At 64.0% G+C, this 11,966-nt stretch carries 11 protein-coding genes; 6 read left to right on the plus strand and 5 right to left on the minus strand.

Features of this window, described 5'->3' with window-relative positions; genetic code table 11:
• Nucleotides 1-31: 31 nt before the first annotated feature.
• Nucleotides 32-565 (plus strand): relaxase/mobilization nuclease domain-containing protein, encoded by a 534-nt coding sequence (locus KUW62_RS16605; RefSeq protein ID WP_224816579.1) that lies wholly within the window; start codon nt 32-34, stop codon nt 563-565.
• Here the strand turns inward: KUW62_RS16605 and KUW62_RS16610 are convergent, their stop codons facing one another.
• Both KUW62_RS16610 and KUW62_RS16615 read right to left on the minus strand, forming a co-directional pair.
• Nucleotides 566-2,239, minus strand: a complete 1,674-nt coding sequence (locus KUW62_RS16610) for a DUF4139 domain-containing protein (RefSeq protein ID WP_224816580.1) — start codon at nt 2,237-2,239, stop codon at nt 566-568.
• A gap of 150 nt (nt 2,240-2,389) precedes the next feature.
• On the minus strand, nt 2,390-3,412 hold the full coding sequence (locus KUW62_RS16615) for an aspartate-semialdehyde dehydrogenase (protein WP_224816581.1): 1,023 nt from the start codon (nt 3,410-3,412) through the stop codon (nt 2,390-2,392).
• A 347-nt stretch (nt 3,413-3,759) separates the two neighbouring features.
• Here KUW62_RS16615 and KUW62_RS16620 point away from each other — a divergent pair, with 347 nt between their 5' ends.
• On the plus strand, nt 3,760-5,052 hold the full coding sequence (locus KUW62_RS16620) for a DEAD/DEAH box helicase (RefSeq protein WP_224816582.1): 1,293 nt from the start codon (nt 3,760-3,762) through the stop codon (nt 5,050-5,052).
• Here KUW62_RS16620 and KUW62_RS16625 read toward each other — a convergent pair.
• Nucleotides 5,049-6,224, minus strand: a complete 1,176-nt coding sequence (locus KUW62_RS16625; protein WP_224816583.1) for an MFS transporter — start codon at nt 6,222-6,224, stop codon at nt 5,049-5,051. The two genes, KUW62_RS16620 and KUW62_RS16625, sit on opposite strands and share 4 nt — an antisense overlap.
• Nucleotides 6,225-6,396: 172 nt before the next feature.
• On the opposite strand from KUW62_RS16625, the gene KUW62_RS16630 reads away from it, so the two are divergent.
• Entirely contained in the window at nt 6,397-7,416 is a 1,020-nt protein-coding gene (locus KUW62_RS16630; RefSeq protein ID WP_224816584.1) for an extracellular solute-binding protein, read from the plus strand.
• A 32-nt stretch (nt 7,417-7,448) separates the two neighbouring features.
• Here KUW62_RS16630 and KUW62_RS16635 read toward each other — a convergent pair whose 3' ends face one another.
• Both KUW62_RS16635 and KUW62_RS16640 read right to left on the minus strand, forming a co-directional pair.
• On the minus strand, nt 7,449-8,675 hold the full coding sequence (locus KUW62_RS16635) for an MFS transporter (protein WP_224816585.1): 1,227 nt from the start codon (nt 8,673-8,675) through the stop codon (nt 7,449-7,451).
• Nucleotides 8,676-8,697: 22 nt separating this feature from the next.
• Complete coding sequence (locus KUW62_RS16640) at nt 8,698-9,363, minus strand: hypothetical protein (RefSeq protein WP_224816586.1); 666 nt, start codon at nt 9,361-9,363, stop codon at nt 8,698-8,700.
• 18 nt (nt 9,364-9,381) lie between these two features.
• Here KUW62_RS16640 and KUW62_RS16645 point away from each other — a divergent pair, with 18 nt between their 5' ends.
• From KUW62_RS16645 to KUW62_RS16655, 3 genes are all read left to right on the plus strand, one after another.
• Nucleotides 9,382-10,188 carry a DUF4198 domain-containing protein gene (locus tag KUW62_RS16645; protein ID WP_224816587.1) on the plus strand — a complete coding sequence of 269 codons (807 nt, stop codon included), beginning with the start codon at nt 9,382-9,384 and terminating at the stop codon, nt 10,186-10,188.
• A gap of 58 nt (nt 10,189-10,246) precedes the next feature.
• Nucleotides 10,247-10,852, plus strand: coding sequence for a 3-isopropylmalate dehydratase small subunit (gene leuD, locus KUW62_RS16650; RefSeq protein ID WP_224816588.1), 606 nt, complete (start codon nt 10,247-10,249; stop codon nt 10,850-10,852).
• Between the two features lie 268 nt (nt 10,853-11,120).
• A complete protein-coding gene (locus tag KUW62_RS16655; RefSeq protein WP_224816589.1) occupies nt 11,121-11,954 on the plus strand; it encodes a hypothetical protein in 834 nt (277 codons plus the stop codon).
• The last annotated feature ends 12 nt before the right edge of the window (nt 11,955-11,966 follow it).

Consider the following 11,966-nt stretch of genomic DNA (forward strand, 5'->3'; position numbering starts at 1 on the left):
CGCGTTAACCGGAATCGTCCGAGCCTGGGGCATGGAAATGAATGCCCCGATCCTGCTCGACCTGCCGCCGGAGGTGCTCTCGGCCCTCCGCACGAAGGCGCGAAACACCGGTCGATCCCCGTCCCTTGAAGCGGCCCGGCTGCTATCTCAGGTCTTGATCGGCGACGCGGCGAGGACGCCCGTCCAGGCGGAGGAGCGGCATGACCTCCTCGCGCCCATCCGGGCGCGCCTCGCAGCTGATTTGGCCCAGGCGACCGGATGGCAAGACCTGCAAGCGCGACTTGCGCGGCACGGCTTCACTTTTCGGGAGCGTGGCGGCGGATTGGCGCTCTATTCCACCAAGACGGCGGCCCGCATCTGCAAGGCGTCGGAACTGGGATGGGCCTATGCCGACCTGGTGCGCCGGTTCGGGGCACCGTTTCCGGGCCATTCCCACACCCATGTCGCGGACCGGGTGCTGAATGGACCCGCCCGCCGATCAAGCCGACACCCGAGCCTGTTTCCAGACCCGGGTACCGCGTGGCCGTCGGACGACGACGATCCGATCCTGTTCGAGGATGAATGATTACGGACGCCAATCGAGCAGTTGGCCTTCGGGGAATTCGAACTCCACCCGCATCTCGATCAGCGTTTCCTCACCCGGGGCCACGTCCATGTCCCAAACATGGACGCCGCGCATGTCGTCCATATCCTCTTCGGTCGGGCGCGGTGTCAGGGTCAGGTCCAGCTCCAGATCCTCCTGCTCGGCAAAGGGTGTGGCGTACATGATGCGAACGCTTTCCGGCTCGGTCCCTGTGTTCTCCACGCCGAAGGCAAGCGCGCGGGCCTGGGTGTTGGAGGACACGAACAGCCCCCGATCCCCCTCCGCCAGCGACCGGTCGATCCAGCGCAATTGCAGGTGGTCGAGCGCGCCGAACGCCATCTCCGCCTCAGCGCCCGCGGGGATCATCGGCAGGTAGCCGTCGCCGATCAACGCGCCGTCTCGGTAGAAGATCGCTTCTCCGGGCAAGATCGGCTCCCCGGTCTCGTTCTCGGTCAGCGCGACAAGGAACGCGGTCTCATCAAAGCGGGGCACGGCGCGGTTTTCGGTCTCCACCGCAAGTTCGATCGTATCGAAGGGCAGCAGCACCTGGTTCGTGGTGCCGATTGTGACCGGCGTAGGGTAGGCATAGGTGATCGACAGCCCGTCGAAAGCGGCGGTGACGGCGACCTCCTCCACGATAACGACCGGCTCGACCGCAACGGCAAATCCGCCCTGTGCCATGGGTGCGGGGGCCGCGTCCGTAAGGGCCTCGCCCTCGGCGAAGCGCCCGACGCCGCTCTCGTTCGCTGCGATCAGCCGGGCGGGACGCGGGAATAACGCGCTCGGCTCCCGCTCCCGAAACGGGGCGGCGGTCGAGAATGTGATGGCCACGTCCTGCCACCGCGCCGCGCCGAAGGTTTGCAGCGTCACGTAGCGGTCGACCGACAGCGCCTCCGCCTCGGTGTCGAGGTTGAGTTCGTAACTCGGTGCCCAAGACGCAGACCCCGTGAGGTAGCTCAACGCGATCTCGCCCGTCACATCCTCCGCGGCATTGACGTCGATGGCGAAGACGTTGATCTGCGGGCCGAACGGGCGCAAATCCTGCAAGGCGCGGCTGGCGTTGGCCAGCGCAGTCTGCGCGTCTGTCACGGCCTCCGCCATATCCCGGCGGTCCACGCGGGCCTCCTGCAACTCGCCTGCCAAACGTGCGGTCTCGGCCCCGAGCGTTGACAGAAATTGCGGCACCAGCGCGGGATCATCGGGCATCGCCACGCCGTTTTCCCCGCCGCGCAGGATGGCGGCCACGTAAGCCTGCTGCGTCTCGACTGCGCGGATCAGGGCATCGCCCTCCGCAAGCGCATCCTGCGCCGCTTGCAAGGCATCCTCGGCGGCCTCAAGGTCAGCGCGCGCGGCGGCTTGGGCGGGATCGTCCAGCGCCCCGTCCTCCAACGGCTGATTGTAGAGCGGTTGCGGCGGGCCGAAGCGCACGCCGTCCGGTCCGGTGACCTGCGGCAGCATCGCCGCATCGAGGTCCGGCATCGCGATCAGCAGGCGATGACGCCCGGCGGGGATCGCAACTTCCCCCATCCGGGTCACGTCGGCGCCTTCACCGTAGACAATCGCCTCCGCCAGATCGGCGCGGATCACGATGTCATCGGCATGGGCGACAAGCGGAAGGGTGGCGCAAAGCGCGGTGCTCAAAAGAAATCGGGTCATGAAATCAGGGTCCTTGGAATTGGGTTGGCGGCCATGTTCGCTGGTCCGGTTCACCCTGCCAAAACGGGATTCCCCTACCAACGCCCAAGGCCGTTGATAAGGGTAGGACGCGGGCCGTTGGGAAATCCTTGGCCCGCGCCGAAAAAAATCTCAGGCCTTCTTCAGGACCCGGTTGCCCAACGTCTCCGCGATCTGCACGGCGTTGAGCGCGGCACCCTTGCGCAGATTGTCGGACACGCACCAGAAGTTGAGGCCGTTCTCAATGGTGACGTCCTGCCGGATGCGGCTGACAAAGGTGGCGAAATCGCCGGCGCATTCGACGGGCGTGGTATAGCCGCCATCCTCGCGCTTATCGACGACCATGATCCCCGGCGCTTCCCGAAGGATGTCGCGGGCCTCCTCCTCGTCGAGGAAATCCTCCGTCTCGATGTTGATCGCTTCGGAATGGCCCACGAAGACCGGCACGCGCACGCAGGTGGCCGTGACCTTGATCGACGGATCGACGATCTTCTTCGTCTCCGCCACCATCTTCCATTCTTCCTTGGTGTCGCCGCTATCCATGAAAACGTCGATATGCGGGATCACGTTGAAGGCGATCTGCTTGGTGAATTTCGATGGCGCCACTTCCTGACCCGGGACATACATACCCTTGGTCTGGTTCCACAGCTCGTCCATGCCGTCCTTCCCCGCCCCGGAGACGGACTGGTACGTGGACACGACAACCCGCTTGATCTTCGCCCGATCATGCAGCGGCTTCAGCGCCACCACCATCTGCGCGGTGGAACAATTCGGGTTCGCGATGATGTTCTTCTTGGAATAATCGTGCACCGCCTCCGGATTAACCTCCGGGACGACGAGAGGGACATCCGGATCGTAGCGGTAGAGCGAGGAGTTATCTATCACGATGCACCCCGCCTTGGCCGCGAGAGGCGCGTATTTCTTCGTCGCGTCCGATCCGATGGCGAACAGCGCGATGTCCCAGCCGGTGAAATCGAACGTGTCGAGGTCCTTGGTCTTGAGCGTCTTGTCGCCAAAGCTGCATTCCGTCCCGAGCGAGCGGCGCGATGCAAGCGCCACGATCTCATCGACGGGAAATTGGCGCTCGGCCAGGATATTCAGCATTTCGCGGCCCACATTGCCGGTGGCGCCCGCGACGACGACTTTATAGCCCATGATCTTTATCCTTTGTTGGGATGTGGCGGCACATAATGGAACCCCGCGCCCATGGAAAGAGGGGTGGGACCAAGATCGCTGAACGGTGCCATCACCACCCGTGATCCGAGGGCGGCCTTGACTTGCAGCCCCACCTACGCCATGTGCCACTCACAGATGCTGCACTGCCGCGTGAGCAGTCGTCCGCAAAAATGGACCCTCGGCATCGACAGATTTCCAAGAACCCCATCACGCAGGGCTCTGACGATCGGCGGATGAGCCGCCCGGTCGCATCCTAGCCAAACCGCATGGATATGCGGTGAACCCTCGGTTCGTGCCTCATCCGCGCGAACTCGAAAGGATATGAATTGTTCGATTTCGATATGCTCGGCCTGAAGCCGATCCTGAGCAAGACGCTCAAAACCGCCGGCTTTTCCGAGCCGACCCCGATCCAGAACCAGGCGATTCCGCTTGCGCTGGACGGGCATGACATCCTTGGCCTTGCGCAGACCGGCACCGGCAAGACGCTGGCCTTCGGTCTGCCGCTGATGGAGCATCTTCTGGCGCTCCACGGCAAGCCCGAGCCCAAGACGGCCCGTGCCCTGATCCTCGCACCCACCCGCGAATTGGTGAACCAGATCGCCGACAGCCTGCGGGTATTCACCCAGAACACGCCGATCAAGGTGGCAACGGTTGTGGGCGGCCAAAGCATCGGGCGCCAGATCAGCACCCTGTCGCGCGGCACCGACATTCTTGTCGCCACGCCCGGCCGCCTGATGGACCTGATGGACCGCCGCGCCATTGACCTGAGCACCGTGAAGCACCTTGTCCTGGACGAGGCGGACCAGATGCTCGACCTCGGCTTCATCCACGCGCTGCGCAAGATCGCGCCCACGCTTGGCACGCCACGCCAGACGATGCTGTTCTCGGCCACCATGCCGAAACAGATGGAGGAGCTTTCGCGCGCCTATCTGACCAACCCCAAGCGGGTTCAGGTCTCTCCCCCCGGCAAGGCCGCCGACAAGGTCACGCAAAGCGTGCGCTTCATGTCCAAGCCCGAAAAGGGCGCCGTGCTGCGGGATATCCTGCGCAAGGACCCCGAGGCGCTGGTGCTGGTTTTCGGGCGCACCAAGCATGGCTGTGAGAAGCTGATGAAGGGCCTGGTCGCCGATGGCTTCAACGCGGCGTCCATCCACGGTAACAAAAGCCAGGGTCAGCGCGACCGCGCGATCAAGGCGTTCCGGGACGGCACCGTGAAGATCCTGGTGGCGACCGACGTGGCCGCACGCGGCATCGACATTCCCGGCGTGGCCTACGTCATCAATTACGAGCTTCCCGACACCCCCGACAATTACGTCCACCGCATCGGCCGCACCGCCCGCGCCGGGCGCGAGGGGGAGGCGATCGCCCTTGTCTCCGCGGAGGAGGTCGATCTGCTGACCCAGATCGAGAAGCTGATGAAAATCTCCATCCCCGTGGCCAGCGGCACGCGGCCCGACCCGGTCAAGGTGGAAAAGCCCCAGCGTGGTGGCGGCGGGCGTCGTCGTGGCGGCGGTGGCGGTGGTGGTGGCGGTCAGCGCAAATCGCAGGGCGCGCCCAAAACCAATGCAGATGGCAAGCCCCGGCGTCCGCGCCGCAATCGCCGTCGCAAGGCCGCCTAGTCCGGCCTCTCCTTCGAGAACATGTAGGCGACGAGCCCCAGAAGGATCGCCGCCGCAAAGATCGCGAACAGCGCCCCGTAGGCGGGCTCAGCCCCCAGGTTGGTGCTGAGCGTGGCATAGGTCGGCCCGCTGGCGAATTGCATGACGCCTACCCCGCCCATACCGAACAGGTTCATCAGCGACACGCCGCGTCCCGTCAGATGCGGCGGCAGGAACGTGCGCCCATGGGCCATCAGCAGCGGATAGGACGCGCCGAACAGGCCAATGATGGCAAAAATTCCGATGGCCAGCGGAAGGCCGGATGGCGGCGCTGCAAAAAGCCAGAGGCACATGGCGGCGACGATCAGGTTCCCGCCAATCGCCGCGCGTTTTCGCGTGCCCACAATCCGGTCGGCGGACCCGTAAAGGAAACTCCCCGTGACCATCGCCAGCCCCATGACCAGCGTCGCCGTGCCCACTTGTGACAGGGTGGCGCCGAAGAACTCCGTCACATAGGGCGTGATCCAAAGGCCGCGAATGCCCGCCATCGGCGCGTAGCAGATGAACATGCCCACAAGGATCGGCCAAAGCGCGCGGATGCGCAGAAGCTCTGCGAACGACCCTTTCGCCTCCCCCTCCGGCTTTTGCGGGTCGCGCACGAACAAGACGATCCCCAGCGCGATAATGGCCGTGAAGGCGGCCGTGGCCCACAACGTCTCTCGCCAGCCATAGGCTTCGACCAAACTGGCGAGCGGTGCGGCGGACAGCAGGTTCCCGAGCGAGCTGACGCCGACGGTCACACCGGCCAACGTGCCGAAGATCGCCGCGGAAAACGTGCGCGCGAAGATGAAATAGCTCGACATCAGGATCGGCGCGCAACCGATGCCGATCAGCGCCATGGCCAGGATGATCGCGCCGGGCCCCTGCGCCATGGCGAAAACGACGCTGCCCCCCACCGCTCCGACACTGAACAACACCGACGACGTCCAGCGCGGCCCGATCGTGTCAAGCGCCCACCCCACCGGCAGTTGCATCACGGCAAAGGCCACGAACCAAAGGCCCGACGCCGTGGCCAGATGGCCCGTGGTGAGCATGAGGTCCGATTGCAGCGCAGGTGCCAGGACGGCAAGAAACGCGCGGTAGAACTGGCTCAGACAATAGGCCACGATCAGGAAGGCCAAGCCCACGCGCATCTTACCCCTCCCCCATTTGCTGACCGGACCTTGGCGGTTTCATCGGGCGGGGTCCAGACATGGCGTGACATCGGGAGTCTGATCGTTTTTGTCGGAAAAGGCTTGACGGCCCACGGAAGACGCGCTTCAAAGCACCTGACTGTTTTAGTCAGATACATCCAGGGAGCTGAAAATGACCCGCACGCTGACCGTCCTTCTGGGCACCACGATCTTTGTCTCCACCGCCCTCGCGGCCCAGGCGCAGGAACTCAACCTCTATTCCTCGCGCCATTACGAGACCGATGAACGTCTCTATTCCGACTTCACCGACCTGACCGGTATCACGATCAACCGGATCGAGGGCAACGCGGACGAGCTGATCGCCCGGATGGAGGCAGAAGGCGCGAATTCCCCCGCCGACGTGTTCCTGACGGTCGATACATCCCGCCTGCAGCGCGCCGCCGATCTGGGCCTCCTGCAAGCCGTGGAAAGCGAGGCTCTCGCCGAGCGTATCCCCGAAAACCTGCGCGACGATGACAACCTGTGGTTCGGCTTCAGCCAACGCGCGCGCATCATCTTCTACGACAGCGCCGATGTCGCGGAGCCGCCGCAGACCTACATGGACCTCGCAGATCCGGCCTATGAGGGGATGGTGTGCCACCGCTCCTCCGGCAACGTCTATTCCCAGACCCTGCTGAGCGCGATCATCGAAAACCATGGCGAGGAAGCGGCGCGCGAATGGGCTGCGGGCATGGTCAACAACTTCGCCCGTGACCCCCAGGGCGGTGATACCGACCAGCTGCGCGGCCTCGTTTCGGGCGAATGCGACATCTCGATCTCCAATACCTACTACTTCGCGCGCGCCATCCGCCGTGACGTCGATGGCCTGAACGAAGCCGACCGCGCCAATATCGATTGGGTCTTCCCCGATCAGGGCGGCAACGGTGCCCATGTGAACCTGTCGGGCGGCGGTGTCGCGGCCAATGCGCCCAATGCAGAGGCCGCCGTGGCGTTCCTCGAATACCTCGCCTCCGACCAGGCGCAGCAATATTTCAGCGCCGGCAACGATGAATACCCGGTCGTCGAAGGCGTCCCGGTGGCCGAGTCGGTCATGGCCCTGGGCGAGTGGGAGGCCGATGACGTCGATCTCGCCGTGGTCGCCAACAACGTGCCGCTTGCACAGCAGATCTTCAACGATGTCGGCTGGGAATAACCCACGCCAAGGCTGACATTACGCGGGCGCCCCTAACCGGGCGCCCGTTCTTCGTTTTGCAGCCGCGCCGTCCACAGCATCACCGGCACCATCCCCGCGCTCACGACAAGGCACCACAACCCCTGCGCCACGCCTTGATCCGGATAGGGAATGCCAAGGTCGATGATCCACCCGGTCAACCCCGGCCCGATGGCGGTCGACACGACCATGATCGCGGTCGCAATCGCCCGCACCGATCCAAGGTGATCCGTTCCGAACAGTGTCGGCATCAGCGTTCCGCCCAGGGTCGCCGCGGTGCCCTGCGTGATGCCCACCAAGGCCAACGCCACGGCCCATCCCAAAGGCGTCTCCACCGGCCCAATCAGAAACATGCCAAGCGCCATGGGGACCAATGCGAACGGCAAGAGACGCGCGGGCCCGAACCGATCCACCAAGCTGCCGGAGGCGAAACTTACCGCAACGCTGGCGATCGCATAGGTCGCGTAGCTGGGGCCGAGGTCGATCAGGTCCCATCCCTTCACCTCCGCCACGTGAACGGCGTGGAAGAATACGACCGTGCCGATGAAGCCGGGGGTCAGGAGGAACGGGATGAACGCATAGAACAACGGGTGAGACAGAACCTCGGACCGCGTCCAGTGTCGCCCGTGAAGCCCCGGCGCACCCCGCCCCCCATTCGATCCTTTCGGCGCGCGATCCTGGGACAGCAGCACGACCAAGGTGGGGATCAGGACGCATAGGATGACAAGCGCCGTCCCGCCCCACGTGGCCCGCCAGCCGATCATCGCGACGCTACCGATCACCAGCAGCGGCAAAAGCACTTCGCCCACCGGAAAGCCGAGATTGGTGATCGCCATCGCCCGGCCTCGTGTCGCCACGAACCAGCGCGCCATGGCGGTCGCCTTCATGTGGGTCATCATGCCCTGCCCGCAAAACCGCAGCAGGAACACGGTGAATACCAGCAATCCGACGGATTGGCCCACGGCCATCAGTAAAGCCGCCAATGCAAGTCCCGACACCACGATCACCGCCAGCCGCGACAGGCGCACAGTGTCGGCCCACCCGCCGAACGCGATCAGAAGCGCCGCGGAGGTGAGGGTCGCCATTGTGTAGATCGCGCCCCATTGTCCGTCCGACAGGCGGTATTCGGCCCGGATCTCTCCGGCGAAGAGCGAAATGAAATAGGTCTGTCCGAAGGACGACCCGAACGACAGGAGAAGCCCGGTGGCCAGCCACCTTGCATTGTCGCGCAGGAAGCTCATGCAGGGGCCGGGGCGCGGCGGGTCACGGGGCGCGTCGCCGCCGGATCACCCAGATTGCGACCAGCGCAAGCACCAGGCCCGCCGCAAGCGCCGCGTATTGTCCGACGGCGAAGCCGCCATCGCCTGCCCCACCGGACTGGCGCTGCAATTCCGGCGTCAGTTCGCCCCCGAACAGAAACCCTTCATAGGCCTCCTCCCCGCCGCCGGTCTGGCGCGGAACGAAAGTGCCGAATTGCGGAGCGAGACCGACCTGAACACCGGCATCCCCGTCCGGAAGGTCGGCACCGATCGTCAGCATGGAATCCCGTGGCAATTCCTCGTCACCCACCGGCGGGATCTGAACCGACAGGATCTCTGTCGGCGCCCGGGTACCACCCGATTGCACGATGAAGCCTTCGCTGATCCGGGGCCATGCCTCCCGCAGGGCCGCCTCCAACGCATCGGGCTCAAGCGCGCGCAGTTGATCGTAGATTTGCGCTTCCGGCGCGTCGTCGGTGTTGCCCACCGCGGTCAGGTCGATACCCGCGATCAGCGCCTCCAGCGTGACGCGCATCGACATCGTCATTTGCGTCTGGCCAACCTCGATATCGGCGATGGTGGGGCGAACCTCGTGCGCGGACGCTGGCAAAACCGTGAAGACAAGTGCCATTGACAGCAGCACCTGCCGCAGCATGCTGAACCGACCCATCGGAAGGACCCTCTTGATATGAAACCCGTCTATCTGGCGCTGACCATTGCGGCATTGGCCGTGGCTGGCAAGGCCGGCGCCCATGAATTCTGGATTGATCCCGTTGATTTCACGGTCGCACCCGGTGACACGCTGGCCGCCGATCTTCGCGTAGGGCAGGAATTCTCGGGCGCCGCGATGAGCTATCTTCCCCGCAACTTCACCACCTTCGATGTGCGCATGGGTGAGGCGATCACGCCGGTGGAGGGGCGCTTCGGCGACATTCCCGCCCTTGCGATGGACGGCCTGTCCGATGGCCTTGCCGTCATCGTCCATCAGACGACCGCCAACCAACTGACCTGGTCGGAATGGGAGCGGTTCCTGAATTTCGCCGATCACAAGGATCTGGGCGACGTCACCGCCATGCATGCCGACAGGGGCCTCAGCCAGGAGGACGTGACGGAGGATTACATCCGCTACGCCAAATCGTTAGTGGCGATCGGCGGTGGGGCCGGGGAAGACAGTCGCGTCGGCATGGTCACGGAACTGGTGGCGCTGACCAATCCCTATACCGACGACATCTCCGGTGGGGTGCAGATGGAGCTCTGGTACGACAACGCGCTGCAACCCGACTACCAGGTGGAGCTGTTCGCCGAGGACGCGGACGGCGAGATCACGATCACGCTGCACCGCACGGACGAAGACGGCATCGTGACCCTCCCGGTGGAGCCGGGCGTCACCTACATGGCCGATGCCGTGTTCCTTCAAGCGGTGGAACCTGCGGAGGAAGGGGATGCGATCTGGATCACCCATTGGGCGAACATGACCTTCGCGGTGCCGGAGTGATCTTGTCGGCGGCAACGGGACGGGCTAATCCCTCCCACGACGTCAAGGAGAGCGCCCCATGGACAAGTTCACCCAGCTGACCGGCATCGCCGCACCCATGCCACTGATCAATGTCGATACCGACATGATCATCCCAAAGCAGTTCCTGAAGACGATCAAACGCTCGGGCCTTGGCGTGAACCTCTTTGACGAGATGCGCTACGACGATGACGGCAACGAGATCCCCGATTTCGTGCTCAACAAGCCCGCCTACCGCGATGCGCAGATCCTTGTTGCGGGCGACAATTTCGGCTGCGGCTCCTCCCGCGAACATGCGCCATGGGCGCTGCTCGATTTCGGCATCCGCTGCGTGATCGCGCCGTCATTTGCGGATATTTTCTACAACAATTGCTTCAAGAACGGCATCCTGCCCATCGTCCTGCCGCAAGAGCAGGTGGATATGCTGATGGATGATGCCGAACGCGGGGCCAATGCCGTCGTCACCGTCGATCTGGAAAGCCAGACGATCACCGGACCAGATGGCGGCACGATCACGTTCGAGGTCGACGCCTTCCGCAAGCATTGCCTGCTCAACGGCCTGGATGACATCGGTCTGACGCTGGAAAAAGCCCCGGCGATCAAGGCGTTCGAGGCAGAAGCCGCACAGGCCCGCCCCTGGGTCTGACCGCTTCGTGCGGTGATGCATTTCTGTGACAGGTCAATCCCTTAACCCCGGCGATGCCGCCGCCGGGGGCCCTTGGCCATTGCCAGATTCCGGCAATTTGGGCAAGAATGTGTCAAAATCGTGCCTGCAATGGGGGCGACCAAACCAATTCACATGAAATTGGACGGTTCCCACCGCAAAGCAGGCCAAAAGGCAGAATAAGGCTGTCGGCATGAACCGGCGCCACCATTGAGGTAGAGATGTGCTGTTAAGGCTGTTTGGTGCGCTTATGCGTGCGATCGTCATTATGGTTGTCCTTGCGACACCGGCGATCCTGATCCCCGGAACAACGACCCAGAACGCACAGCTGATCGCCCTGATCGGCCTGATCATGGGGGCGTTCGTGATCGTCGAATACGCTGCCCGCTTCCCCGTCCTCATCGAATTTCGCGACGCCCCGCCCTTCAACCGGGTCCGCGTGATCTCTCTGTTTCTGACGCTCTACGTGCTCAGCATCATGGTCGGCACCGATGAAGCGTCGGAATCGACGCTTTCCATCGTCGTCAAGACAATCGGCCATTTCGTGGGGCGCGCGCTCGATTTTCCCTACAGCCCCCTGCGCCTTGTCCTCGAACACCTGCCGGACGAGCTCAACAGCGCCACCGCGGCGCTCATCCAATCCATGGCGGGTCTGTCGGTGCTGGTGACGACCATCGCGCTGCTCTTTTTCACCTTCATCATGCGCACCGGTCGCTGGCCCAACCGCGATGCGGCCTTCAACGTCTGGATCAACCTGCCGACCTTCGATCCCACCACCGGCGGCGACGTGGTGCGCCGTCTGACCCAGGACGGGCGGGTCAACATTATCTTTGGCTTCTGTAGTCCCTTCGTTATTCCTGTGGTGGCGGTGATGGGGGCCAACCAGATGGAGGTTCCGGTCCTCGGCTCGCCGCATATTCTGGTCTGGGCCATGACGATATGGATGTTCCTCCCCCTCAGCCTGATCATGCGCGGGCAGGCGATGCTGCGGATCGCGGCGATGATCCGCGCGCGGCGGGCGCGGCTGGTGGCTGGCGTGGACGAAGATCACGCCCATGGGGCTTTCCCGTCCTCCGTTCCCTGATCGCAGCCGCCC

This window comes from Hasllibacter sp. MH4015, from assembly GCF_020177575.1.
In the GTDB taxonomy this organism is placed as follows: Bacteria; Pseudomonadota; Alphaproteobacteria; order Rhodobacterales; family Rhodobacteraceae; genus Gymnodinialimonas.